General features: G+C 66.5%; 21 protein-coding genes, 1 tRNA gene and 1 pseudogene. 3 read left to right on the forward strand and 20 right to left on the reverse strand.

Going from position 1 to position 25,921, the window contains the following annotated elements; genetic code table 11:
* Positions 1-5 precede the first annotated feature (5 nt).
* Entirely contained in the window at positions 6-1,217 is a 1,212-nt protein-coding gene (locus M4D54_RS00340; RefSeq protein WP_259889379.1) for an alpha-amylase family glycosyl hydrolase, read from the reverse strand.
* A 92-nt stretch (positions 1,218-1,309) separates the two neighbouring features.
* Between M4D54_RS00340 and M4D54_RS00345 the strand changes: the two genes are divergently transcribed.
* Both M4D54_RS00345 and M4D54_RS00350 read left to right on the forward strand, forming a co-directional pair.
* Complete coding sequence (locus tag M4D54_RS00345; RefSeq protein WP_259889381.1) at positions 1,310-1,918, forward strand: TetR/AcrR family transcriptional regulator; 609 nt, start codon at positions 1,310-1,312, stop codon at positions 1,916-1,918.
* 5 nt (positions 1,919-1,923) lie between these two features.
* Positions 1,924-2,304 carry an MmcQ/YjbR family DNA-binding protein gene (locus M4D54_RS00350; protein ID WP_259889382.1) on the forward strand — a complete coding sequence of 127 codons (381 nt, stop codon included), beginning with the start codon at positions 1,924-1,926 and terminating at the stop codon, positions 2,302-2,304.
* A gap of 37 nt (positions 2,305-2,341) precedes the next feature.
* Here M4D54_RS00350 and M4D54_RS00355 read toward each other — a convergent pair whose 3' ends face one another.
* From M4D54_RS00355 to M4D54_RS00380, 6 genes are all read right to left on the reverse strand, one after another.
* Positions 2,342-2,617, reverse strand: coding sequence for a hypothetical protein (locus tag M4D54_RS00355; RefSeq protein ID WP_259889384.1), 276 nt, complete (start codon positions 2,615-2,617; stop codon positions 2,342-2,344).
* Positions 2,618-2,623: 6 nt separating this feature from the next.
* Complete coding sequence (locus M4D54_RS00360) at positions 2,624-2,869, reverse strand: hypothetical protein (RefSeq protein WP_259889385.1); 246 nt, start codon at positions 2,867-2,869, stop codon at positions 2,624-2,626.
* A gap of 237 nt (positions 2,870-3,106) precedes the next feature.
* Complete coding sequence (locus tag M4D54_RS00365; RefSeq protein WP_259889386.1) at positions 3,107-3,625, reverse strand: hypothetical protein; 519 nt, start codon at positions 3,623-3,625, stop codon at positions 3,107-3,109.
* A gap of 122 nt (positions 3,626-3,747) precedes the next feature.
* Positions 3,748-5,868 carry a prolyl oligopeptidase family serine peptidase gene (locus M4D54_RS00370; RefSeq protein WP_259889387.1) on the reverse strand — a complete coding sequence of 707 codons (2,121 nt, stop codon included), beginning with the start codon at positions 5,866-5,868 and terminating at the stop codon, positions 3,748-3,750.
* A 54-nt stretch (positions 5,869-5,922) separates the two neighbouring features.
* On the reverse strand, positions 5,923-6,813 hold the full coding sequence (locus M4D54_RS00375; protein WP_259889389.1) for a hypothetical protein: 891 nt from the start codon (positions 6,811-6,813) through the stop codon (positions 5,923-5,925).
* Positions 6,814-6,969: 156 nt separating this feature from the next.
* The gene (locus tag M4D54_RS00380; RefSeq protein ID WP_259889391.1) at positions 6,970-8,109 is read right to left on the reverse strand and encodes a glycosyltransferase; all 1,140 of its coding nucleotides are present in this window, start codon (positions 8,107-8,109) and stop codon (positions 6,970-6,972) included.
* 220 nt (positions 8,110-8,329) lie between these two features.
* Here M4D54_RS00380 and M4D54_RS00385 point away from each other — a divergent pair.
* Positions 8,330-9,560: pseudogene (locus tag M4D54_RS00385) on the forward strand (IS3 family transposase).
* A 64-nt stretch (positions 9,561-9,624) separates the two neighbouring features.
* Here M4D54_RS00385 and M4D54_RS00390 read toward each other — a convergent pair.
* The 13 genes from M4D54_RS00390 to M4D54_RS00450 all read right to left on the reverse strand — a co-directional run bounded on the left by M4D54_RS00390 (position 9,625) and on the right by M4D54_RS00450 (position 25,904).
* Positions 9,625-11,397, reverse strand: a complete 1,773-nt coding sequence (locus tag M4D54_RS00390) for an ATP-dependent endonuclease (RefSeq protein ID WP_259889393.1) — start codon at positions 11,395-11,397, stop codon at positions 9,625-9,627.
* A 10-nt stretch (positions 11,398-11,407) separates the two neighbouring features.
* A complete protein-coding gene (locus M4D54_RS00395) occupies positions 11,408-14,806 on the reverse strand; it encodes a DUF499 domain-containing protein (protein ID WP_259889396.1) in 3,399 nt (1,132 codons plus the stop codon).
* A 64-nt stretch (positions 14,807-14,870) separates the two neighbouring features.
* A complete protein-coding gene (locus M4D54_RS00400) occupies positions 14,871-15,986 on the reverse strand; it encodes a YhcG family protein (protein WP_259889398.1) in 1,116 nt (371 codons plus the stop codon).
* 3 nt (positions 15,987-15,989) lie between these two features.
* Positions 15,990-18,824: a DUF1156 domain-containing protein gene (locus M4D54_RS00405; protein ID WP_259889400.1), complete on the reverse strand. Its 2,835-nt coding sequence runs from the start codon at positions 18,822-18,824 to the stop codon at positions 15,990-15,992.
* Positions 18,821-22,390, reverse strand: coding sequence for a helicase-related protein (locus M4D54_RS00410; protein ID WP_259889401.1), 3,570 nt, complete (start codon positions 22,388-22,390; stop codon positions 18,821-18,823). Before M4D54_RS00410 ends, M4D54_RS00405 begins: the two co-directional genes overlap by 4 nt.
* 89 nt (positions 22,391-22,479) lie before the next feature.
* On the reverse strand, positions 22,480-22,680 hold the full coding sequence (locus M4D54_RS00415) for a helix-turn-helix domain-containing protein (RefSeq protein ID WP_259889404.1): 201 nt from the start codon (positions 22,678-22,680) through the stop codon (positions 22,480-22,482).
* A gap of 135 nt (positions 22,681-22,815) precedes the next feature.
* Positions 22,816-23,013, reverse strand: coding sequence for a hypothetical protein (locus M4D54_RS00420; RefSeq protein ID WP_259889406.1), 198 nt, complete (start codon positions 23,011-23,013; stop codon positions 22,816-22,818).
* Between the two features lie 130 nt (positions 23,014-23,143).
* A tRNA-Ala gene (locus M4D54_RS00425) sits at positions 23,144-23,216 on the reverse strand.
* 83 nt (positions 23,217-23,299) lie between these two features.
* Positions 23,300-23,956 (reverse strand): histidine phosphatase family protein, encoded by a 657-nt coding sequence (locus tag M4D54_RS00430; RefSeq protein ID WP_259792800.1) that lies wholly within the window; start codon positions 23,954-23,956, stop codon positions 23,300-23,302.
* Positions 23,953-24,351 (reverse strand): ribosome silencing factor, encoded by a 399-nt coding sequence (rsfS, locus tag M4D54_RS00435; RefSeq protein WP_204409518.1) that lies wholly within the window; start codon positions 24,349-24,351, stop codon positions 23,953-23,955. Before rsfS ends, M4D54_RS00430 begins: the two co-directional genes overlap by 4 nt.
* Positions 24,348-25,088: a hypothetical protein gene (locus M4D54_RS00440; protein WP_259889413.1), complete on the reverse strand. Its 741-nt coding sequence runs from the start codon at positions 25,086-25,088 to the stop codon at positions 24,348-24,350. Before M4D54_RS00440 ends, rsfS begins: the two co-directional genes overlap by 4 nt.
* The gene (gene nadD, locus M4D54_RS00445; RefSeq protein WP_193866829.1) at positions 25,081-25,689 is read right to left on the reverse strand and encodes a nicotinate-nucleotide adenylyltransferase; all 609 of its coding nucleotides are present in this window, start codon (positions 25,687-25,689) and stop codon (positions 25,081-25,083) included. The genes M4D54_RS00440 and nadD overlap by 8 nt, the downstream gene beginning before the upstream one ends.
* Before the next feature lie 5 nt (positions 25,690-25,694).
* A complete protein-coding gene (locus tag M4D54_RS00450; protein ID WP_193866830.1) occupies positions 25,695-25,904 on the reverse strand; it encodes a hypothetical protein in 210 nt (69 codons plus the stop codon).
* Between the last annotated feature and the right edge of the window lie 17 nt (positions 25,905-25,921).

The raw sequence follows: 25,921 nt of genomic DNA on the forward strand, positions 1-25,921 counted from the left end.
CCAGATCAGCCTGCCCACTCCAGCACGGTCTCGCCGTTCAGCGTGACCACGGCACGAGGCTGCGGGGAAAGGGCGACCTCCACCTCCAGCCGGTCGTGCTCGGCGGTCACGGCGTAGCGCAGCAGCTCGTTCTCGGTGTGCTCCACCTCGACCACTGCCCGGGTGATCCAGGAGCAGCGCCGGCGCAGGGCGATCAACTCGCGGTACAGGTCGTGCAACCACCAGCCGTTCGGTGCCAGCTCCTCGGGTCCAGCGGGCAGCGCCGGGCGCAGGGGGTCGTCGGCGGCGTAGCCCTCGGCCTTCTCGCCGCGGAAGGCCTGCTCGTCGCCGTAGTAGACGCTGGGGATGCCGGGCAGGGTGAGCAGGATGGCCGCGGCGAGGGCGGCCCCGCCGTCGCCGACGGTGCTGGCGATGCGCGGCACGTCGTGGTTGCCGACGAAGGTCTGCATGGGTGCGGCCTGCGAGAACTCGACGTGGCGCCCCAGTGCGTGCTGGAGCTCCCACAGGTTCCGGTCCTTCAGCGAGCTCCAGACGGCCTTCCACAGCTCGTACTGGGTGATGGTGTCCAGGGTTCCCTCGCGTGCGATCGCGGCGTAGTCACCGTGGATCACCTCCCCCAGAAACATGGCGCCCGGGTGCTGCTGGCGCACCGCGGGCAGCACCTGTGCCCAGAACCGGCCGGGCACGGCATAGGCGACGTCGAGGCGCCAGCCGTCGGCACCGCGCTCCAGCCAGTGCAGCATCACGTCCCGCACCAGGTCGTGCACTTCGGGCCTGCTGTGGTCCAGCTTCGCCAGGCCGCCGTGGCCCTCCCAGGCCACGGGGTGGCCGTCCTCGGTGCGCTGCAGGCCGGGCCAGGCAGGATCCTGCGCGAGGGGGTGCTCCGCGCCGAGATGGTTGAACACGCCGTCGAGCATGATCGCCAGGCCGCGCCCGTGGGCGCGGTCCACGAAGGCCTCCCAGTCGTCCTGATCCCCGAGTCGAGGGTCGATCCGGAAGTGGTCCAGGGTGTCGTAGCCGTGGGAGGTGGACTCGAAGATCGGGCCCAGCAGCACGCCGGTGAAGCCGAGATCGGCCGCATAGTCCAACCAGGGCTCCAGCCGGCGGAGGCGATGCCCCTCCCAGGGCACATCGCCCTGCACCTCACGACGCGGCGGGGCACCGGCGGCGCCCAGCGGGTAGAGGTGCCACCAGATCCTGCTCTCGAGCTCGTGCATGCGTTCCTCCCGGAACTCTATTGATCGTAGGTCAACAGTGGTCCACGGTAGGGCACTGTTGATCGACACTCAACAGCGCTAGGGTGTGATCCATGCCCGCATCCTCTCCCTCCCCCCGCAGGCGTCTGGACGTGCAGCAGCGTCGCGCTGCAATCCTGCGCGCGGCCCAGCAGGTCTATGCCGAGACCCCGTACGTCGAGGTGCCCACCGCGCGGATCGCCCGGGCCTGCGACGCCTCCCCCTCACTGGTGTTCCACTACTTCGGCTCCAAGGCGGGCCTGTACGCGGAGGTGATCTCCGGCGCCCTGGAGGATCTGGCGGTCGCCCAGGAGCAGGCACTGTCCCACCTCTCCCCCGGCGTCCCGGTGCGCGACCGGGTCCGCGCCGCACTGGGGGTCTACCTCGACCGGATCGCGGAGCGGCCCATCTTCTGGGGCGTTCCTCTGCAGGGCGGTCAGGAGCCCCCCGAGGCACAGCAGGTGCGGATCGAGGCGCGCGCCCAGCACGTCGAGCGGCTGGGTGCCCTGCTAGGAGTGGGTTCGTTCCCCCGCCACCGGTACGCGATCACGGGATTCCTCGGGTTCGTCGATCAGTCCTGCGCTCTCTGGGTGCAGCAGGGCTGCCCCACGCAGGATCGCGACCTGCTACTGGAGGCCGCCCTCGGCGCCCTCGAGGGCGGCCTCGGCGACTGGAAGGTCTGAGACAGGTGGATGTGCCGCAGCTGCACGCGTGCGCACGTGATCGGGCCCAGGAGCTGCCTGCGTCGTCCGGCGGATTCCCCTTCGGGCCGGACCACGAGGTGTTCAAGGTCTGCGGGAAGGTGTTCCTGTTGATGACGGAGCTGTCCGGGGTGCCGGTCGCGACGCTCAAGGTGGATCCGGCCGATGCCGAACTCCTGCGCGGCGCCCACGAGGACATCACGCCCGGCTACCACATGAACAAGCGTCACTGGGTCACGGTGAGACCGGGTGGTCCCGTGGACGAGAGCCTGCTGCGGGACCTGGTCACCGAGTCCTACCTGCTGGTGGTCCAGAGGCTGCCGCGCGATCAGCAGCCGGTGGATCCGGAGTCCTTCGGTCGCGGCTGATCGCGGCCACCTCATCCGGTGCGGTGCGGGAGCGTGCTCACGGGGTGTCCGGGATCCGACGCACGGTGGCACCGCCGATGCGTGCGGCGCGGTCGAGCAGGAGCGCAGCCCCAGTATGCGGGGCATAGGTGAGATGCCGGGGGCCGACAGCACCAGGGCTCCCTCCGAACCTCGGCGTGCCTGCCGAGGTGGCAACTCCCCATTCCGAGAGCCGGTCGTTCATCCGGTTGCCCAGGTCCGGGTCGCGGAACCCGGGCGCATCGGCCGTGGCCACGAGCAGCACCTCGTGACCGCGCACTTCGAGCCGCTGCACGTGCTCTCAGCGGATGAGGCCCTGCTGGTGGGTGAGGTCATCCCATCCCTCGCGGGTGATCCGGGCCGGCTCGTCCCCCGACCGCGCGCAGCGGTGCAGTGCCCTGAGCAGTCGCTGGCCGAGGATCGCCACACCCAGGGCGGGCGCCCAGGCCAACAGCAGGATCCACCACGGTGGCGGGGCCGTGACCACCGCGTACACCAGCCCGGCCAGCAGCAGGGCGCACACCAGCAATGCCCATGAAAGCGCCACGATGACGAGAACACGTGCCTGCGGGCTCTCCTTCGACGCGCGGGGGTCGGAGGACCAGGCTGGGTCGAGGCCGAGGCGCCACACCTCCTCGGGCGTGGGATCGAAGCCCTCGATCGCCCACCGCTGCAGGGCCTGGCGGGCCCCAGTGCGCCACCGGACACCGGGGGCGAGGTGCTCACCTGCCCGGCCGGGCAGCGCCTCGGCGACCTGAACCTGGCCTCCCAGGTCCTCCAGCCGTCAGTACCGCAGTCGTCGAGTCCCCTTCTGGCGCGGGCTGCGGATATTTAGTCCGTGCCGCCGGGCGGAGACGGTTCCGCCGCGGATCACGTGCCATCGGCTGAGGCGGGGAAGCAGCGCGGCCACGGGCAGGCCGGCTGCTGCGATCGCGAGGAACGTGAGGATCACCTGGTCCGCGCTGCCGAGCACCCCTGCGGCGACTGCTCCGGGCACCCCGACGATCACAGCCCCCAGCGCCGTCCAGGAGAGCAGCACCGCGAGCCTGCGCGGCCGTGCCGCGATCACCACGGAGGTCTCCTCGGGGCCCGGCCAGGCGACATGGTTCCAGAAGCCGGCGAACGTCCAGGCCCAGATCGGAGTGCCCAGCAGCGCCGCGAACCCGGAGAAAGCGATCCGCTGTGCTGCCCCGCCCAGCTCCCCATCCAGCCCGATCGGCACCAGGGCCAGGAACAGCAGGGACAGTGCACCGCGCGCCGGCGGGAAGCTCAGCACCCTCATGGCGACGTTCGGGGAGATCACCGGGACATCATGCCGCGGGCGCCACGGTTCGTACCCCCGGGAGGCTAGTCGGGGGCATTGCGCTACTGATCGACAGTACAGCCTTCAGCAAGGATTCACTGCTGAACAGCTGTTACCTGCTGTCAGCCCAGCAGGCGGGGCATCTCGGTCTCGATCCCGCGCACGTGGCGGTCCACGAACGCGTACACCGTCTCGTACCAGATCACCGAGTTGTTGGGCGAGAGGATCCAGTGGTTCTCGTCCGGGAAGTACAGGAAGCGGTGGGGGTTGTCCTCGGGGTCCTGGTCAGCGGCGGTCAGCAGTTCGAACCACAGCCGCAGGCCCTCCCCGATGGGCACCCGGTAGTCCTTGTCGCCGTGGATGACGAGCATGGGGGCGGTGATCGCGTCGATGCCGTCGGCCGGGTTGTACTTCGCGTTGTGCTCATCGCTGAGGTGGGCGGCCCAGTGGGAGGCGGTGTCGGTGGTGCCACGGAACTGGTCCAGCGCCCACAGGGAGGCGTGGGTGACGATGCAGTCGAAGAAGTCGCCGGTACGGCCGGCGATCCAGTTGGCCATGTACCCGCCGTAGGAGCCACCCAGGGCGGCCTTGCGGGTCTCGTCGATGTCGTCACGCCCCAGGGTGGCGCGGGTCAGGAGCATGATGTCGTCGTAGGGGCTGCCGCCCAGCTGGTCCCAGCCGCGGTCGATCATCTGCTGGCCGTAGCCGGTGGAGATCGCCGGGTCCGGCAGCAGCACCGCGTAGCCGCGGGCGGTGGCGGTCCAGGGGTTCCAGCGCCAGGTCCAGGAGTTCCAGGATCCGAAGGGCCCGCCGTGGATCCACAGCAGCAGCGGGGCCGGCTCCTCCGCCCCGGCGCCCTCGGGCAGGCACAGCCAGGCGCGCAGCGGGGTGCCGTCCTCCGCGGCAGCGGTCACCTCGGTGAGCGACCCGGGCACGGGCGGCGCCTCGATCCCACAGGGGATGGGGCTGATCTCGCCGGTGGCGGGGTCGCAGCGCACCGGCAGCGGCGGGGCGTCAATGGCGTCGGCCAGCGCGATCAGCTGCCCGGAGCGCTCGTCGAGCGCGAGGGCGCTGTAGTGACGCACATCCTCGGTGAGCACGGTGACGGTGCCGGATCCGAGGTCCAGGCGGTGGATGGCGCCGTGGCCCTCGAGGTCGGCGGTGAAGTAGGCGGTGGTGTTGTCGGGGGCGATGCGCACATCGGAGGGCCAGTTGGTGAAGCCGGTGTAGGCGGGGGTGAGCTCACCGGTCTCCAGATCGGCCTTCACCAGCTCCACCGCGAGGGGCCGGGTGTCGCTGGCCACGGTGCTGCGGCTCAGCAGCAGCACGGAGCCATCGGGGCTGAGGGCCGCCAGGCCGAGGTTGTGATCGTCCTGCGCTGCGAGCGTGCGCACCTCACCGCTGTCCGCATCGATCGCGACGATGCGTGAGCGGGCCGTGGTGCCGTGCAAGGTGCGGCTGACGTCGGCGTACACGGTGCCGCCGTCGGGGCTGATGATCACCTCTCCCAGTCGTTCGGCGGGACCGAAGGAGGTCAGTCGGCGCAGGTCCAGTCGCGGATCAGGGTCTGTGGGATCCAGGGGCTCGGCGATCAGCACCTGGTCCCGGGCGGGGCCCAGGTCGTGGTCCCAGTACCGCACCGGGTGACCGGTGTGCAGGATGGCGGAGGTCTTGGTCTCACGCCGCTCGGAGGCCAGGGCACGATCGTCCTCGTCGTCGGCGGCGCGCGGGTGGATCGCGCTGGTCAGGGCGATGCGGCCGCTGTCGCGCGCGATGGACAGGGAGGCGAAGCCGCCGTGGCGGCGGGCGACCACGACGGCCTCGCCCCCGCCGCGGGGCAGCAGGAACAGGGTGGTCTCGTCCGTGTGCTCGTCATCGCCCGTGTCGCGCTTGGCGGTGAACAGCAGGTCGCCGTGGGCGGTGAACCCGGCGAGCGCCTCACCGTCCACGCCGCGGGTGAGGCGACGCGGGGACTGGCCGGCATCGGAGGCGGAGCGGTGCCCGCGGGAGCGGCGGGAGGAGTGCGGCAGCTCCCACAGTGCGGTCACGTACCCGTTCCTCTTCTTGTTCAGCTCGGTGCGGGCGGCGACCAGACGGTCCCCGGCGGGGGCCAGGAAAAGCCCGGTGATGCGCGGCTCGGCGACGAAGGCGTGCAGGTCGTGGAAGATCGTGGGGCTATCGGTGGCGGACTGGGCGGGCGAGGCGTCGGTGCTCGCAGCGGCGTCACGGGGGGTGTCGGTCATGGGCCCCATTGCATCACGCGGACGCGTGCCCGCTGCGCACTGCGCCCCGCTCGGTCACTCCGTGACCGAGAGCCCTTCCTTCATGTCCTCGAGGTCCTGCATCTGGTCACCATGCCCGGTGGCGGCACCGCCCACGAAAGCGCTGGGACCGCCGGGGGTCTCGACCACGATCGCGGCATAGTGCCAGGAGTCGGTGGATTCGAAGGTGGTCTCACCGGTGATGGCCACCGTGGCCTCGAACAGGTGCGCCGGGTGGCCGTCCACGGTCGTGGCCTCCTCGTGGATCTCGCTGATCTGCGGCTGGTCGGTGAACACCTCGGCGGAGTCGTCCCGGGTGATGGAGCACTCGAAGAGGTGGCGGGCGGCGGCCTCGGCACCGGGGTACCCGCCTGTCTCCTCCGGGTAGGCGACGCGGCCCACGATCACGTCGGTGTACCAGCCCTTCTCCACGGGGGTCCAGGCGCTCTCGGAATCCTCCAGGTGGGGCTGCTCCCCGGCGCTGCCGGAGAGTCGTTTCCAGCCGCTGGGAAGTGGGACAGAGAGGCCGCCTCCGCGCATCTCGCCCTCCGGCTGCTCCTGATCACTGCCCGGGGCGTAGAGCGTGCACTCGGTGGAGGGGGCCACGGTCATGGTGGGCCCCTGCTCCGGTTCGGGCTGGGTGGTCTCCTCCTCGCTGGGGATGTACTCGCCCCGCGTCCTCTCCTCGTCGTTGGTCTCCTCCTGCGTGGTGGAGGGGTCACCGCCGGTCGGCGGATCCTGGCCGCCGGGGAACACCGTCTGGGACAGCACCAGGCCCACCACCACCAGGATCACCAGCAGCAGGCCGGCACCCCCGAGGCCGAGGGCGAGCCAGAGGCCGCGGTGCGATCCCCCACCGCCCGGTCCTTGCGGCGCAGGGCCGGTGGGCCCCGACGGACCCGGACCACCTGCGGGTCCCCCGCTCACCCCGGAACTACCCGGGCTGCCGCCTCCGGAGAAGTCCGGAAGTGAGAAGTCTGCCGAGTCGTCCTGACGGTCCTGCATGCGGATCCCCCTGCTCGTGTCTCGCGTTCCGCTGGCGCACGGTCAGACTAGCCGTCGTCCTTCACTGCCTCATGGAGCTCAGAGGATCTCGGAGACGAGCTGTTCGAAGCGGCGGGCCATGGCCTCCAGGCTGTACCGGGCGGCATTGGAGCGCGCCGCGTCGGGGCTGATGTGCAGGGCCCGCCGGATGGCCTCGGCGAGGTCCGCGGGGTCTGCGGAGTCGGCGACCACTCCCCCGTCGCCGATCACCTCGGGCATCGCTCCGCGAGGGGTGGCGGCCACGGGCGTGCCGGTGGCCATCGCCTCGACGGGGGCCAAACCGAAGGGCTCGGCCCACAGCGGCGAGGCGATGAACACGTCGGCCGCGCTGAGCTGCTCGCGGATCTCGGCGTGGGAAAGGTGGCCCAGGTACGCCGGTGCGGTGGAGTCGTGCTCGCCCTCCTTCCGCAGGTGCGGAGCAATCTTCTCCTCGAAGTAGCCGGGATCTGAGCGCAAGCCGCTGATGCGCAGTTCGACCTCGGCCAGTCGGGCGGCTTCGATAGCGATGTGCAGGCCCTTCTGGTGGGTGATGCGGCCCGTCCACAGGGCGACGGGGCGCTCTCGTAGGCCGTCGTGGGGCCGGGAGGCGGGTCCGTCGGCCCGGGTGCTCGACTCACCGGTCGGGGTCGACGTCTCGGGGGCGGCCGACCAGTAGTCGATGTTGATGCCGTTGGGCATTACGCCGACCTCGGGGTAGTGCTCGCGCCAGGCCTTGGCGTTGGATTCGGAGACGGTCACGAAGCGGTGCTGTTCGGGAAGCTCGGAGGTGCGTGCGAAGAACTCCACGAAGGCGGGCACCGGCACGGGACTGTGCATGATGGTGAGCAGGCGGCATGAGCTCAGCAGCTGGTGCGGCAGGGGGCTGAGGGAGTTGTTGACCACCAGGTCGTCATCCGTGCTGGCGGCCATCTCGCATGCCCGGCGGATCGCCTCCTCGGAGCGCCGCGCCTGCAGCGCTCCCCGCTGCTGGTCCGGGTTCAGCTCGTACTGGTGTTCGCTGCTCTCGATCTGCGCGAACTTCGCACCGGCGGGGATCTCACTGCCTTCCTTGGCGTACAGCGTGACCTGGTGACCGCGCTCCAGCAGGGCCGCGGTGATCATCGAGGTGTGCATCTCCATGCCCCCGGCCCAGGGCTCCCGGATGGGGTGGTGGGGGTGGCAGATCAGCGCGATCCTCATGGCGAACACCTTTCGTCAGCGGAAGGGACCGGCGCAGGGAGCGCAGAAACCCCGCTTCGCACACTACCCACCCCCGGTATCAGGTGGGGGCGTCGACGCTGTGACCAGCAAGAACTCGCGCTCAGGCCCCCTACCGAGAGGAAGGCGGCGGGAACTGATGCGCGGGTAGGTGTCACATGATCTGTGGCGCTGAGCAGCGTGGCAGGGAAGGATGTGCCCCATGCCCGCTCCGTACCCCCAGGAGTTCCGTGACGGCGTCGTGCGTGTCGCGAGGAACCGTGAACCTGGCCAGAAGCTCTCCCAGATCGCGAAGGACTTCGGGATCTCGGAGTCCTGCCTGACGAACTGGATGCGCCAGGCCGATGTCGAGGACGGTGCCCGTCCCGGGACCACCCGCGAGGAGTCCTCCGAGCTGCGGGATCTGCGTCGTCGGAATCGGCTGCTGGAGCAAGAGAACGAGGTCCTGCGTCGCGCGGCCGCCTATCTCTCACAGGCGAACCTGCCGGGAAAACCCTCTACCCGCTCGTGAGCGAGCTCGCCGCCGATGGGGTCCCTGTCGCGGTGTCCTTGCGGGTGTTGAAGCTCTCCCGCCAGCCCTACTACCGCTGGCGGAAACAGCAGCTCACCGAGTCCGAGCTGGTCGAAGCCTATCGAGCCAATGCCCTGTTCGACGCCCACCGTGACGATCCCGAGTTCGGTTACCGATTCCTCGCCAGCGAAGCGGAAGCGGCTGGCCAGCGCATGTGTGAGAAGACCGCGTGGCGGATCTGCCGGGACAACCGGTGGTGGTCCGTGTTCGGGAAGAAGCGCGGGAATAACGGCAAGCGCCCCGGCCCGCCGGTCCACGACGACCTCGTGCAGCGAGACTTCACCGCCGATGACGTCAACGAACTGTGGCTGACTGACATTCCCCCGCTGCGCGCTCCGCGCATGATCGCAGCGGGAGGTGCCCCCTCCGAGCACCGGACCGATGAGGGGAAGCTCTACCTCTGCGCGATCAAGGACGTGTTCTCCGACCGGATCGTCGGCTACTCGATCAGCGACCGGATGAAGGCCCGTCTCGCGGTGAATGCCCTGGACAACGCGATGGCCAGGCGTCGCGACGCTGCTGGTTGCATCGACCGATTGAACCCAAGCAGTTCAGGTCACGGAAGTTCGTGCACACTGTGAACCGTCATCATCTCATCGGATCGATGGGCCAGGTCGGCGCTGCCGGTGACAACGCCGCGATGGAATCGTTCTTCTCGCTGCTGCAGAGGAACGTCCTGGACCGCAAACGTTGGCGGAGCCGAGTAGAGCTCCGCATCGCGATCATTCCCCCGCAAGCGGGAGGTGCCCCCACCTGGATCGAACGCACCTACCACCGACGTCGCCGGCAGGCCCGCCTGGGCCGTTTGACCCCCATCGAATACGAGACCATCATGAACCCGACCGTCAGCCTGGCGGCCTAACCCCAACTGACACCTGATCGCGCATCAGTCCCAGACGGCTCAAGTGCGTCTATCGCAAGGCCCATCAGTCGGTGTGAAGGTTGCGGCGAATCAAATCGACAAGACGATCGAGCAGAGTCTCGCACTCCGGTCGTAGGACGGTGTCACCTCTGTCGACTGCGGCAACGGCAGCCTGAGTAACTGCGTACTTGCTCGATTTCACCAGTTTCTCCGCGTCGGGCACTCCCGCACTCGTGAGCAGCTCCGACAACCGTTCGCTCCATGCCTTGTCTCGACCCTGATCCAGTTTGCGTTTCTGACGATCGTTTAGGCTGAACCCGATAGTCTGTTCGAGCGACTCAAGGTAGACGCTCTGAAGAATCAGGTCTTCCAGCTCGGAGCTCTTGCAATCCGGCCTGACAACTTGAACGACCGATTGCTGCTCAACCACTCCGTCCGCAAGAAGTCGCTCCACGTCCTTCTTTCCTGCGGGGTCGCTATCAAGCACAACAATCGGATGGGTGAGGATCGATCGTGCCGCGAGTACGCGCGCATAGATCTTGCTGCCGCTCCCTGCCGACTCCACGATTAGCCGACCGCCCGAGATCCAGTCTTCAACGTCCGACTCGCGTTGCACTAGAAGCGCTGGTAGAAGTACCTCATCGAGGTAGCCTTCGCCCACGACTGTCACCTCGGCCGCCGCGAGTGCATCAGACAGTCGCACGCCGAGGGCCTTGCGCAGTGCATCGAGGCTCTTTGCAGGAGTCGCACTACGCTCACTCACGATAACGTTCTGCTGAAGATTCCGGCGATTGACGAGCGCTTGGCTGTGAGTGGTCACGATGACCTGCTGTGATTCAGCAATGCTCTGGAGCACCTGACGCAACTCGTGGACAGCGCCTGGATGAAGGTGGGACTCTGGTTCCTCGACAGCGATAATCAGTTGTTTATCTGGATGATTCGTTGATTGAGTCCACTCCATCGTCAGCGCGAGTGCAACCAGACTCTGGATTCCATCACCCTTCGCCGAAATCGGCGTGAGCACCCCATCATCGATGAAAATGTCTTCGAGGCCAGAAGCGCGAGAGAATGATCTGGCTTCCAGTTGGACGGAGTCAGTGCCGGGTATGAATCGCGTAAGCGTTCTCTGGAGAACAGACTCGACATCTGCCACCACGGTCTGATCTAGCTGCTCCAGTTGTTGGAGCACCTCGGCATACTCTGGTGAACGCAACAGTTGCCTTCTACGTGAAGCTAGAATCTCTTCGGCAATGCCCAAGGCGGTAGCACCGGTGCGAACTGCTGGAATATGCAGAAGGGTGACGCGATCCGTCAAGAACTTTGCGATCTCTCTCGCCTTCTCCTTGTGCGGACCTCGACCCTGTTTCGGGATGGCGAGTGTGACCGTGCGCTCCTTCAGCGACACTTCCAGCGGAAGCTTCTGGTTGATGGACACTCCAGTCTCGTCGCGAAACGCAAGTTGTTCGTCTGCGTCCAGCTCGAAGTCGAGATGAACCACGGTGCTCCGCTGGCTACCGCGTCGTTCTCTGGCGAACAGGGGGAAATCCTGCTCCCAGTTGTACCCGACATCTCTGCCACCGCCACCTCGTCGATGACGCCATCCAGCGCGACTGCTCCCGCGCAAGACTATCTCGATTGGCACTTCGTGTCCGGCCTGCACTCCGCGCGGAAGAGCCGACCATCCCTCAATGACCTCCATTGCGAGAACGGCAGCCCGCAGCAGATTTGACTTTCCTTGGTTGTTCGGACCGACCAGCACCGTAAAGTCGCCCACGCTGAAGTCGGCGGCCTTGTCAATGCTGCGATATTTACGGACGGAGACTCTGCTGAGGCGCACTGGTCTTGCCTCAGCTCTTCTCGAAGCCGGAGCTGGGATCGAACTTGAGGACGCGAGCGTTCTCGCTGATGGTGCGGACCTCTGCCTCGTCGAAGCCCTCCGGCTTGGTGGCCTGGATGTCGATGGTGATTTCCAAGCGCGCACCTGCTCCGGAGAGTCGGTCGATGACTTCCCGGGTAACGTTGCCGATGTCGCGGGAGTAGCGGTCAGGGTCGATCTTGACCGAGCCGAAGAAGCGCGCCAGCGCCGCTTCGAGCGCAGACTCGGCCGGAGACAGCGCGTCGCTGTCGGACGCGGGCTGATGGGCTCCTGTCAATGCGAAGTCCACCGGGCCGACACCCTCGGCACCGTCTTCTGTCTGCCGGGCTGCGGCTTCTCGGGCTGCTGCGCGGTCAGAATCGACCTGTTCCTGGGCCCTGTCGGCGTCGATGAGCAGGGTGCTGTTCGTGACCTGGATGCTTGCGTTCGGATCAGGCGGCACAACGAGCCCGCGGTAGCGGCCGGTGTCGGTGTCCTTGCCTGCCGCGATACCGAAACGTTCGCTGTCAACGAGGACAGTGGTCAGTGCTTGCTGGATCGCACCGTCGAGCACCTCGCGTCGAACAAGACGAGGCAGGTAGGTGTACCGGGTGAAGTATCCCCACAGCTCACCAACGCTGATCTCTCCTGCGTCACGCCAGAGCGCACCGAGTTCGTTGTGCAGGGTGGCGCCGAGAATCGGCGCGCCGAAGTCGGTGACGAGCTGGTCTTCACGTCCCAGTTTGGTGCCGACCCGCTCGGCGAGCGATCGGCCACCGGAGTCCGGCACGCGGTCGGCGATCAGCTCGAACGGCTTGGTCGGGTCGAACTGCTCGGGGTAGACGGCCCAGACGAAGGTATCGCGGATGCGATCCGAGACCGTCTGATCGAGCCGCCCCACCCAGTCGTCGGTCTGCTTGCGCTGCTGTGCCGAGAGGTTCAGGTTGTCGCTGGTTGCCTGCACACGCTTCCAGCCGAGGTAGCTGCGGGTGGCGGCTTCGAGGTTTTCCAGTTCGCTCTTGTCTGCGAGCAGGAAGACCAGCGTGTTGCGGTGGATGCGCTGGCTCGCTCCCTTGCTCTCGATAGCATCGCGGACCCAGGCGTGCGCCGCCGAGTCGGCGCCGTCTTGTTTGCGGCGCGCATGCCGCGGGTGAGCGATCACTAGGCGCGTGTCCTCAAGATCGGGGATGTCTCCCGAGGACGACGGGGCGATATGCACGCGGTCGAACAACCCCCGCACCTTCTCCTCACCGTGGAGGCGGCGACTGATCTCGTTCCACACGGTCTCGACATCTTCGCGGAGCCGCTCGGCGTAGTCGTTCGCGGTCTTCGTGACCGACGGCTGGGTGTCGAACCAGTAGTGGCCCTGCTCTTCGTAGAAGTACGTCGAGCGCTGGGCGAGCAGCTCGACGGCGCTGCCGAAGTTCCCGAGCGTGTCACCGGGAATCGCGGTGCCGAGCCAGAGGTACTGCTTGTCGAGTCCCTTGCGGCTGCTCTTGATGCGGGGGGCTGCGCCCATGAAGATCGAGCGCGCGATGCGTTGAGTGACGAACCGCTGGCCCAGGTTGGGGCGGTCAAGGTCGATCTGCTGCGCGGTCGATCCGGGGCCGTCGATGTCGGAGTCGATGATCGGCTTCCACTGATCTTCGAGGTACTGCGTCAGGTCGGTGTTCACGGTCGTGGCATCGAGCGGCACGTTGCCCGGCAGGATCAGCGGCGAGGTGTCGTTGGACGCCCACAGCTCGTGCACGATCGACGAGACAAGCTTCAGCACACCGCGGGTGCGCTGAAACCTCTCCAAAGTCGACCAGTCCTCATACAACCGGTCGAGCAGCTCCGGGTGCAGCGGGTAGGAGGCACGGATGCGCTTCTCGTAGTCATCGTTCGGCGACGCCGCGTCCCGCGAGAACAGTGCGGTGTTGTTCCGGTACAGGTTCGTGAAGCTGCGCGCCACAGCCGAAATGGTGGTGAGCCCCTCGGCATTCGGTGCCTGGAACAGGCGACGGCGCACGATCTCGAACGACTCGTCCTTGCTCGATGGCCGCCACTGGTCCGCGACACGACGGATCACGTTCTGAAGACGCTCCAGCGCCAGCTGACCGTTCGCGCCACCGATCTCAATGTCGCTCCCACGTCCCTCAGAGCCCGTATCGGACGCCGGGATCGACACCACGAGCATCACACCCGGCACGGAACGCACGATCTCTGTCAGGGACTGGGCGAAGGTGAACTGGGTCTCGAACGACCCCGACGGGAGTTCCTTGTCGGTGACGAGCTGACGGGCGTAGGCGACCCATTCGTCGATCAGGATCAGCGACGGCGAATACCGCACGATCAGGGTGCGCAGCGCCTCGCCAGGGTTGGTGCCGGCGCGGTCGTCCTCGGCGATCAGGTCGTACGCTTCGCGGCCACCCAACTGCCAGGCCAACTCGCCCCACAAGGTGCGAACCTCGGTGCCGTCCTCCTTGATGATCGGCGATCCGGCCTTCAAGTACGTACCGACCAGCGCCACCCGTTTCACGTCGAGCGCGCCAAGGTCGGGGTTGCCGTTCGCCGCGATCAGTTCTTGAAGTTCCTGCGGGAAGTCCTTCGCCGGGGTACCGCTGAACAAGTGATACAGGGCGAGCATCGAGTGGGTCTTGCCGCCACCGAAGTTGGTCTGAAGGTTCACCACGGGGCTCGCCCCAGCCTCACCGTTCACCCGCCGCAGCGCGCGCGACAGCAGATCACGCAGACCCTCGGTGAGGTAGGTGCGGGTGAAGAACTCGACCGGGTCGCCATACTCAGGGCTGGTCGCCTGCCCGGTGTGGACCAGGTGAAGATCGGCCGCGAACTCCGACGCGGTGAACGCGCCGCGGGCCACGTCATCGTGAGGCCGGATCACCTCACGCCACGGCCGAAGCCCGGACCCTGGATCGAGGGACACCTTGGTGCGCTTGACCTGCTTGCGGGTCTGATCCTCGAACACCGTGCGCTGCAGATCGACACGGAGCTTCCGAACGTCCTCGGCGGAATCGACCGCGCCGACGGCGTGGAGCAGACGCTCAATCGTGTCCAGCGCGCGGGCGGCATCGTCGGAGCTGAAGGGCTCGTTGTGAGCCCACAGGTTCCGGGTCTCCCGCAGCTCGGACGCGAAGCCCTGCTGGGCACGGGAGAGCACATCCTTGAAGTGGTACCCCTGCTCGGTGATCGCGCGGAGCTGCACCTGAACGTCGTGCTTCGTCATCGTGCGCAGCGGCCCTCCCCGACGCTGCGCATCTTCCGCCGCCCACGCATCCGGCCAGTCGACTGTTTTATAGGCGCGTGTCATGACCTCATCGACCTCGTCGAGCAGCCCTTCGGAGAGCAGGTCGAACGCTCTGCCCACTCGATCTCGGTTGTTCATCGCCATCGCTGTCTCCTATGACCTACTACTTACGACCATCGTGGGAACTCCCCACAGCGGCCAATCTCTGCTACTCATCGCCGTCGTCTCCGCCTGCTGCGATCTGTCTACGAGCGAGCCGCTCCTGGGCCTCTCGGTAGATTTCCCTGATCTTGGCCTCAAGCTCGGCCTTTGGCGGCAGTGCCGTCCAGTACTCCGCGACGACAATCCCGTCCTTGTGCATCTCCAACAGCTCGATCTGGTCCCGGCTCGCCTCGGTACACAGGATCAGACCGATCGGTGGGTTCTCATCCGCCTGGCGCTCGTGCCGATCCAGCCACTTGAGATAGAAGTTCATCTGCCCCTGGTAGCTCGGCTTGAACTTGCCGACCTTCAGCTCCACGGCGATCAACCGGCGTAGCGGGCGTGAGTAGAACAGCAGGTCGAGGTAGTAGTCGTCGCCGTCGAACGTCATGCGCTTTTGACGCTCGACGAACGCCCACCCGCGCCCCACCTCCAACAGGAAGGACTCCATGTCACGGCGGAGCGCGGCTTCGAGGTCCCGCTCCAAGAAGGTGTCGGCGAGCCCCAGCATGTCCAACAGCATCGGATCGCGGAAGGCATCGAGTGGCACCGCCGATCCTTCTGGAATCTGCGAGTCAGCGATCTCCCGGCGCTCGAAGGCTTTGCGCTCGATGGCCCGGCGTAGATCACGAACACCGAGTCGGCGCTCGATGGTCTCCTTCACATAGAACGCTCTCGCCTCGGGACTCGACACTGGCAACAGTGTCTTGAAGTGGGTCCAGCTCACTTGTCGCCCCAGTGAGGCGACAAGTTCGACGTCCGGGAAGACCTGCGAGAACTGAACCATCCGGTAGAGGTTGGCCCGCTCGAAACCTCGACCGTACCGAGCGGTCAGTTGTCGCCCCAGTGAGGCGACAACTTCCTGGTCGTGCCCTGCACGGCCCTCGTGAAGCACGGCCACATCGATCATCCGCCCGATGTACCAGTTACGCAGCGTCAAGGTCGCGTTCACCTGCGCGGCCGCGAACGACTGCGCCTGATCGATCAACGCAGACACCCGCTCCACGAGATCGCCACCTTCAGCGCTGACAGACTCCGCGATGGCACGGAACGGAGAAAGACCATCGTCAGATTGGCGCCTCACCGCGGCACCAATCTGAGCTCCGTCCGAGTTCCGAGCCATGGCCTAATCTTCGTCCTCGTCGAAGTCGAACTCCTGCTGCGAGGATCGCGGCGTCGAAACGAACTTGCGCGCCTGCTCGTTCACGTCGCCCCAGGCGCTCACCAAACCGTTGAACAGGATCGCGTCCTTCGTCTCCTTCTTCTTCTCCGCCTCGTGGAACAGCAGGAAGCCCAACTCCTTGACCGCATCCAGGTTCACGCGCGTCTGCACCGACGGCAGCAGCTCCGCCACCTTGTCGGCACCGTCCTTCGCCATCACAGCAGCGAGACGAACAGTCGCCTCCCACACGCTGACACGATCGTCAGAGGCCGCATCCCAATCACCATCGAGCTGCGCCGGTGGCAGGAGCCGTGCCTTGCCGCCCTTCGCTTCGAAGATGCCGCCGCGTTCAAGTGCCCCGATTGAGGTGTCGGAGGAGCGCGCCAACTGGTCGGCAATCCCCGAGCTCTCCTGTGTCCACCCGTACTGCCGGTACCACTTGACCGCGAAACGAGTGTCCGGGTCGAAGTCGGACTCCTGCTCGCCGAGCACTTCGTCGAGAGTTGAATTGATCAGCAGCAGTGCGTCTTTCACGCTCATATCGGAGCCGTCTGCCTCGCGCACCCGTGTATAGCGAGAAAACACCGAAATGCCGGGGCCGATAGCTGCCTGTGCCAAGTCAACCGGAGCGATCGATCCCTGAATCAGGGTGTGCAACGCTCTCGGGAGTTCAGACTTCAATGCTGCGACGAAGGCGCGACGGGTCGTAGCAGGAGCGTCAATCGCCCGCGGTCGGCAAGCGAGGACGATAGAGGAAGCAAGCGCGTTTGTTCCCACACTAATCATTCGGCCACCACGCTCACTACGCATCGGCCAAGTCGCAGTGATCTCCCATCCGCTCTCGATCAGTCCGTCGAGGAGTGTGTGCCAGCCCGTCGAGGACGTTCCGGTATCTCGGGTGTCCTGCTGCTTGTATGCGTAGTAAACGGTGAGTGGAACGTGCGGGTGCGCCGTCTCGCGAATCCGCTCAAACACCGAGTTGAAACCATCGACAAAGAATTTCGCGGCACCAGCCTTCCCGTTGTGCCGGTATGGGTTAGCGACCAGCTCCTCCGACTTGGGCGTCAGCAATGTGCCCAAAGCCTGAGAGTGAACACTTCCCAGCGATCGTCGCAACCAGACGTAGAAATAGTCCGAAAGATCTGAGTAGCCGATGTTGTCGTAGTAGGGCGGGTCGGTAGAGACAACAACCTGCCCATAGCTTCGCGACGCGGCATCTAGTTGCTCTACATGGCCAGGTTGCGATGCGCGCGGCAAGCCTTCAATACCAGACGCAACCCATTCCACATGAGTGAAGAAGTGACCCACAGAATTGGAGAAGGGGTTGATCTCGGCGTAGTCCCAGACCATCGGTATGGCTTGACGCGCGAACGTGTCGCGGACACCTTCGATCTGGGGAATCCAGCTGCAAATCGACGATGACCAGTCAGCAAGCTTGCTGATAGCAAACGCGAGATACGTGGCGATCGCATCCGCATACGCTTCAGCGCCACGACCTCCATCCTGCAACGGCACATCGTTCGGCATGCCAGCCGCGATGGCGTCAGCCAGCGCCCGTGCGCGCGCTTCGCTGACAAGATCGCTCAACGTTGTCAGTGCGAGGAGTTGACGGTTGGTAAACAGGTCCGTGAACTTAGCGAGGCCATAAGCGGGCGGTGAGAACCATCGCGGGTTCGTTGGCACGTCGGCATCGACCTCAGCGTCAACCCGATCAACGATCGCGGCATCTATTTGATCTCCAGTGGGCGAGACATAGATACGCCCCTTCTTGCCTTCGGCTACTACGGCAATCAAGTGAGCTCCAATCTCACCTCGTTTGCCTGCTTCCCGAATGTAGTCATAGGTGAAGGGCGTCCCATCGACCACGGACCAGGCCCCTTTTCCGTGCTTGATGGTGCCGTCGTGGTCGCTCTTGGGCCCATTGGGGTCGTGCCGCACCTCGTAGCGAACCTGCCCGTCAACGACTGACGGCTGAACCCATGCTTCCTTCCCCTTCTTCTTGCAGAGCCACCATGATCGGACCAATGGCACTTCAATTGGGTTCGCCGGGTTAGGACTCTTGACCGTGCGCGCCCATATCCATGCGATGACCGTGTGCTCGGTACCTCCTGGGGCTTTGACCTTCGGGTAGTTCGCTCCGATACGACGGAGAGCCTCCTCGCGCATCCACTCGCCGTATCGTCGGACATCCTCTGCGAGCCCTTCGGCACGCTGCCACCCGGTGCGGGTTTCAGCAGACCCAGGAGCTACAGGCGCAGAGTCTGCGAAGATTGGTGGGAACTCGATTAGGGCTTTGTTGATTAGAACGGCAAGCGGATTGAGGTCGCTCGCTTCTGCATGGAGGCCGAGTCGCTGGGCCTCGACCGGAATCGCACCGCCGCCTGCAAAGGGGTCGAGAATGGTAGGAAGGCCCCCACTGTTGCTGCGACGAATCTCTTTCTGAGCTTCGGCCAAGATCGCTTCGTCGTGACTGTTCTCCCAGACGACAAGCCGCTCCATCAGCGCATGCAGCCGGGCGCGTTCGGTGTCCTGCTCCTGCTCGGTCGGGAACTCCTCCGGGCGCGAACTCGGATCGTCGACAAGTTGGGCGAACAGCACTGCCCGAGCCGCCACCAATGGTCGGCGGGCCCAGTAGAGATGCATCGTCGCCGGATGTCCCTTTCGAGGCACCGACTTCTCATGTTGGGTCGCTGCGTTGATCGCTTCTAGCGGCACCGAGACTTCGATGAGCTTCTTCTTGGGTGCTGTCACGGTGCTTCTCTCGCTGGCGTTGGTCTGGTTGTCGGTGGTGTGGGTCATCGCGGTGGTCCTCCGCGTTCCCAGTAGTCGCGCCAGACCTCGTTGTAGGAGCGGGTGGTCGCGGATGGTTCGAGGTGGGCGAAGGAATGGCTCACGTAGCGCAGTTGATCCCGCTCCGGGCCGCTGGCAGACACCTCGACCAGGGCTAGCCGGTGCCGGTCTCCCTGGGTCTGGGCGAAGGTGATTTCGTTGGTGGTGATCGTGAAGGTGTCGGAGCCCTCGATCCGGCCTTTGACCTCGATGTAGTGGACGAAGCCTTGAGTGTCGGTGGACTGGATGTCGTAGCCGGGGTTGTTGCGAGGCATCTCGACCGGAGCGCGTCCGAGCGTACGTTCAGCGGCGAGCACGGCGTCAACGGCTCGGCGTTCGACTTCTTCGGTCTGGCGGGCGAAGGTCTGCGGTGCGGGTGCTTCGTCGGTGGCGAGGATGTCGCTGGGGATGACGAGCGCTGCGCCTCGAATCACGGCGGGCACGGCGACAAGGTTGGTGGCCTCGTCGAGTTGTTCGAGCCGGTGGTTCAGCCGCTCGTCGAGCTGGCGGGCGCGGACGAGTGCGGTCTCGGCGCGGAGTCTGCCCACAGTTCCTGCGCGTTCGAGTGCTTCGAGGCGGTTGTGCTCGCGGTCCCAGTGGTTGATCTCGGCCAGCAGCCGATCCTTGACCTGCGCCCGGGTCCGTGCGGTTTCGATGTCGAGTCGGGTTTTGATCTCGTCCATGCGGGGCTGGAGCCCTTCACGGTAGGCCCAAGCGCGCACGAGTTTCTCGTGGTTCTGCCGCGCCCAGTCACTGCTGACGATCTCGGTGATGGCCTCGGCTTCGCCGGGTTCGGGGCGGTCGTAGTCGAGGTACGGCGGGGCTGCGGAGACGGTGACGGTGCCGTCTTGTTCGAGGAGGGGGTAGTCGAAGTGGTGGGAGACGGTGTCGGCGTCGGCTGCGGTGTTCTCGATGCGCTGTTCGACGCTGAACATCAGCATCGGCGCGTTGGTCTGTTTGGTGCGGCGGTCAACGAGCACGGTGCCTTGCTTGAGGGTGGGGCCGAGGTCGTCGATGGTGGCTTCGATCACGGCGTGCAGCAGCGGATGACCGGGTGCGATGAGGGAGGCGTCGGCGAGTCCGTCGGGGTGCATGCGCGCGAGCTCGAAGGTGATGCGCTCGTACTGTTCAGCGACGGGTGCCCAACGATTGAGGCGACGCGCGGTGTCGATCACGCGGGCGGGCACGCGGGTGATCTCGTAGCGGCCCTTCTCACGCTTGCGAATGCGTCCGCCGAGGCGTTCGAAGGCCGGGATGAAGAAGGCAGCGATGTAGCCCGGCTGGAGCCGGCGCTCACGGGCCTTCTCCATCCGTGCCCGGACCTCGTCGAGGTTGAGTGCGCTGAACATCTCGGGGTGGAGTGCGCGTTCGGCGAGCATCTCATCGAGTCCGTGGGAGACTCCGGCGTCGATGATGCGGTCGAGCTTGGCCTTGACCTGGGGCTGGTCGCCGTAACGGATCGCCTCGATCAGCAGGTCACGCAGTGAGCGTTCCTGGAAGGCATCGGCGTCGCCGAGCACGTTGAACAGGTTGCCGTTGTACGCGATCGACATCTGGTCGATCTTCGCCAGCAGTCGGGTGAATACGTCGCCCTCGCGGGTGTCGCGGGCGACCATGTTCCAAAGGTGGCAGACTTCGCGCTGGCCGATGCGGTGGATGCGTCCGAAGCGCTGCTCGATGCGGTTCGGGTTCCACGGCAGATCGTAGTTCACCATCAGGTGCGCGCGCTGGAGGTTCAGCCCTTCACCGGCGGCATCGGTGGCGAGCAGGACGACGGTGTCCGGGTTGTGGGTGAAGCGCTCGCGGGCAAGCTTGCGATCCTCGCGGCGGGTGCCGCCGTGGATCGTGATGACCGAGTCCGCGCGCCCGAACTGTGCGGTGATCTTGGCTTGCAGGTAGTCGAGCGTGTCGCGGTGCTCGGTGAAGATGATGATCTTGCGCGCGTCGCCGGAACCGTCGTGGGTCAGGAGTTGCTCGTCGAGGATGGTGCGTAGCTGCACCCACTTCTTATCGTCGTCCTGCAGCCTGACGCGACGGGCGACCTTGATGAGGTCTTCGAGGATCGCGATCTCAGCCCGCAACTCGGGGATCGTCTGCGCCGCGGTCGCGAGATCGACCACTTGGTCGGCTTGTTCCTCGAACTGGGCACGTTCTTCGTCGGTGGTCTCCCCGTCGAAGTCCTCGAAGTCTTCAATCGAGAACGCCGGGAGAGCCGCATCGTCCATCGGTAGCTGGGCGACGGCACCGGTCAGGCGGGCCGTCTCGGTGACGCACTGCATGTCCCGAAGTTTCGTGTCGAGACGCTGTTGGCGTCGTTCCAGCGATCGCAGGATCGCTTCCGGGCTGGATGCCAGACGGCGCTGGAGCACGGTGAGCGCGAAGCCGACGTTGTTGCCGCGCTTCTTGTCGCCCGCCTGAGCGATTCGCTCGGCGCGTCCCATCTCGGTGCGGACGTAGTCGGTGACCAGCTCGTAGAGTTCCCGCTCGGCGGGGCTGAGCTCATACTCGACGGTGTAGGCCCTGCGTTCGGGGAACAGCGGCTTGCCCTCGAAGGTGAGGAGGTCTTCCTTCACCATGCGGCGCATCAGACCGTGGGTGTCGGTGCGGTGTACGCCTTGGCGGTACTGGCCCTCGAAGCGGTCGCGATCCAGCAGCGACATGAACAGCTGGAAGTCCTCTTCCTTGCCCGCGTGCGGGGTCGCGGTCATCAAAAGGAAGTTGTGCGCAGTCTCCGACAGCAGGCGTCCGAGCTTGAACCGCTTGGTCTCATCGACCTCGCCCGCCCAGGACGAGTAGTGCGCCGACATGCGATGGGCCTCGTCCACGACCGCGACATCCCAGGTGACCTCGCCGAGCTGCTCGATCAGGTCTTCGCTGCGTGAGAGCTGGTCCATGCGGGCGATCAGGAAAGGGTGCTCCGCGAAGACGTTGCGGCCCTGGGCGTCATCGACCATCTGGCGGCCGAAAACCTCGAAGCGCAGGTCGAACTTCTGCGATAGCTCCTCACGCCACTGCTCAACCAGACCACCAGGGGCAACGATGATCGCTCGCTCGCAGTCCGAGCGCAGGATCAGCTCCTTCACGTACAGGCCGGCCATGATCGTTTTTCCCGCGCCGGGGTCGTCCGCGAGCAGGAACCGCAGCGGGATGCGCGGCAGCAGCTCTTCGTAGACCGCGCGAATCTGGTGCGGCAGCGGGTCAACGTCGGAACTGTTGACCGCGACCATCGGGTCATACAGTGCGGCGTACTTGATCCGCAGCGCCTCGGCCGCGAGCCGGAACTCGTCCGGGTCTGCATCGTAGGCCGGAGCAGAGTCGAAGTCGCCCGCGATCTCGAAGCGCGCCACGTCGGCGTCGGTGATCGCGCGAGCGCCGCTGCGGCCGGAATCGTCACGGTAGAAGACCTCGAACAGGCCAGCGTCGATGGGGTCGATGGCGATCAAGGTGACGGTCTGGCCCGGCACGAGGCCTCGGAGGCGCTGGCCCGCGCGCAGCGTCGCGAGCGTCAACGTCTCATCGGCTGTTGCTTCTGTCACGGGGTGCCTCCTTCCGGTTTTGGGCAGTGGGTCAGGATATGGGGTGCCACCGACAAAGCGTCAGCAGCGGCTCAAATCGAGCGGAACGATCACCCTGGCGGGGATGGGGCAGAGTCGGCGGCCGCGCCGCCTCGGCGCACCCAGTCGTCGATCTCGCTGGCTTGGAACTTCCAGAGGCGGCCGACCTTGTGGGCGGGCATGGCCTTCTCGGCGATCCAGGTGTAGACGGTGTCTTTGGTGACCCCGAGGTGGGCGGCGATGTCGTCTGCGGACAGCCACGGCTCAGCCACGTTGGTCCTCCCTCGCGCTCCGTGACCCGGGCGGGCCAACGTGCTCCATCGTATCGGAAGTTGTGCCGCTTGAACTGGGTTTGTCCGGGCGTGACCGAACGACATCGGTGCAGTTGAGCCGAAGCGATCAGGGCGTCAGCTGTGAATCGGCGCATCGACGCCCACTACGGCGACTACGCCGACGCCCGCGCGCACCTCGACGACGCGCTCGGGCTCCTCGCCTACTGCGCCGACATCTACGCCCGCTGCGACGACACGAACCGGCGTCTTTGCAACCAGGCGTTCTTCACCAAGGTCTTCATCGACGAGGACAACGAGCTGCGCGTCGAGCACAACCGACCCTTCGAAATGCTGCTCGACCCACAGGTCAACGCCAACGCACTGACCTGGGCCGCAGACACCAACAAGGCCCGAACCTCTACCAACATTGACGTTGGCAAGGGTTCGAGCCTTGTGCGTGGGGTGGAGCTAAGGGGATTCGAACCCCTGACCTCTTCCATGCCATGGAAGCGCGCTACCAACTGCGCCATAGCCCCGAGTGGGAGTCACCTGCCTCGTCGAGCCCCTGCGGGCCGTCCCGTCGGCGTGGCGACTCAGCGAGCTTACATCCTCGGCGGCCTCAGATGAAATCGGGGGCGATGTTGTGTGACACCAGCCTCATGCGCTCACCGGTGGGGTCGGAGTAGAGCGGCTCGAGCACGGATCGGTGGCAGTTCTGCAGGCCGCCGATGCCGCGGAAGGTGTCGGTGTCCAGGCCCAGCAGCTCGGTGATGCCCAGGGTGGTGGCGGCGCCGTGGCCCACCACCAGCACGGTCATGCCGGTGTTCTCGGCCATCAGCTGGTGGCAGCGGTCGGCCACGCGGCGGGCCACGTCCGGTCGGTCCTCGATGCCCAGGCCGGGCACGGAGCGGTGCTCGCGCCACAGGGCGTGCTCCTGGGGCCAGCGGCTGCGGATCTCCTCGCCGCGCAGTCCTTCCCACGGCCCGAAGCCGCGCTCCAGGAAGGCCTCGTCGACGACCACGTCGATGCCGCAGGCCTTCCCGACCTCGAGGGCCGTGTCGTGGGCACGCGCGAGCGGGGAGGAGACGATGACGTCCGGCTCCTGCTCGACCATCGCGGCGGCCAGAGCCCTGGCCTGCTTGCGGCCCACGGCGTTCAGGGGGATGTCGACCTGGCCCTGGAGGCGGGCCTCGCGGTTGTAGTCCGTCTGCCCGTGGCGGGCCAGGATCAGCCGTGTGCGCACGTGGCCGTTCATGCCGGCGGTGATCGAGCTCACTGGGGATCAGAGGTGCTCTCGACCGTGGCCGCCTGGTCCAGCTGCAGGTCGATCACGGGGGCGTCGCGCCACAGCCGCTCCAGCGCGTAGAAGGCGCGGTCCTCGGCGTGCTGCACGTGCACCACGATGTCCCCGTAGTCCAGCAGCACCCAGCGGGCATCGCGCTCGCCCTCGCGGCGCAGGGGCTTGCGGCGGCGCTCCTTCAGCAGTGCCTCCTCCACGCCGTCGACGATGGCGGACACCTGGCGCTCGGAGTCGCCGGAGCACACCAGGAACACGTCGGTGATGACGACCTGCTCGGAGACGTCCAGGCCGATCACTTCGTTGGCGAGCTTGTCGGCGGCGGCCCGGCCGGCCACGCGGGCGAGGTCGAGGGATTCGTCGGGGGCACTCACGCGGACGTGACCTCCAGGGGTGTCGGGTACGGGATGGATGCGAGATCGAGCACGTGCGGATCAGGCAGAGCTGCAAGGGCACCGAGTGCGCCGGTGTCGCCGGGGCCCAGCACCCCGGTGGCCAGCAGGATGATGAGGGCCAGCACGGCCAGGCCGATCAGCACCCACACCACCCACAGCAGGGATCGCCCGCCGGAGTCGTCGGCGCGCTGCAGCACCTTGCCCTCGAAGCGGGGTGCGGGGCGCGGATCGGGAGCCTCGCTCACCGACATCTCCCCCAGCTCCACGCCGTCGCTGTCGCGGTCCACGGGCACGGTCGAGGCGGCCGTCGCAGTGGCGGTCGCTGTGCCTGCCGCCGGGTCCGCCTGCTGTGGGGCCGAGGCGGCCGACGGGACCGCGGCAGCGTCGTGCCCGGCATCCCGGACGGCGTCGTCATCACGGCGCGCCTCCGGGGTGGGATGCGCGCTCGGGTCCGTGCTCGGCCCATCGGCGGGTGCTGCGACGACCTCGGCATCGACGGGATCGGCGAGCTCGATGATGCGAGCGCGCCGACCGAACTTGCGCAGGCGCGGGAGGGGCGCATCGGCACCGGGCGGGGCCACCGCGCCGCGGGCGGCGGGAGCCGCGGAGCCGTCGCCGATGGCGGAGGTGGCGCGCGCCTGCTGGGCGGCTTCCTCCTCCGGCGTCAGGCGGCGGGCCCGACGGCCGTGCCGGGTGGGGGCGTCGGAATCAGTCAACGCCGTCACCTCCTGTGTACAGGGCGTACTTGTTGATGTACTGCACCACGCCGTCCGGCACCAGGTACCACACGGGCTGGCCGGCGAAGACGCGGGCGCGGCAGTCGGTGGAGCTGATCGCCATGGCGGGCACCTCGATCAGGGTCACGCCGTCGGCCGGGAGACCGGCAGTATCCAGCTCGTGGCCGGGCCGGGTGACGCCCACGAAGTGCGCCAGCTCGAAGATCTCCTGGGTGTCCTTCCAGGTGAGGATGGACTGCAGGGCGTCGGCACCGGTGATGAAGAAGAGGTCCGCGTCCGGGTGCAGGTCCCGCAGGTCTCGCAGGGTGTCGATGGTGTAGGTGGCACCGGGCCGGTCCACGTCCACGCGGGACACGGTGAACACAGGGTTGGCGGCAGTGGCCACCACCGTCATCAGGTAGCGGTGCTCGGGATTCGAGATCTCCCGATCGGACTTCTGCCAGGGCCTGCCGGTGGGGACGAAGATCACCTCGTCCAGGCCAAACACGCTCTGGACCTCGCTGGCGGCCACGAGGTGACCATGATGGATCGGATCGAAGGTCCCGCCCATCACGCCGAGACGGCGCCGACGCTGCTCCATCGAGGTCAGTGGTCGCTCGCGCCGGTGTCGTGGTGACCGGTGGTGCGGGTCTCAGCGGGATGCCCCTTGCGCGGGGAACGGTTGCCGCCGCCGGCGAGGTACGTGATGGCCAGCAGGCCCAACAGGATGACGAGCATGCCGAGCCCCACCAGGTAGGCGGGGATGCCCTCGGCGCCGGCTCCGGACTCGGCGAGGATCATGAGCTGGTCGGTCATTGTTCAGGTGGCCTTTC

It is taken from the genome of Brachybacterium sp. p3-SID1565 (assembly GCF_025143785.1).
GTDB classification, from domain to species: domain Bacteria; phylum Actinomycetota; class Actinomycetes; order Actinomycetales; family Dermabacteraceae; genus Brachybacterium; species Brachybacterium epidermidis.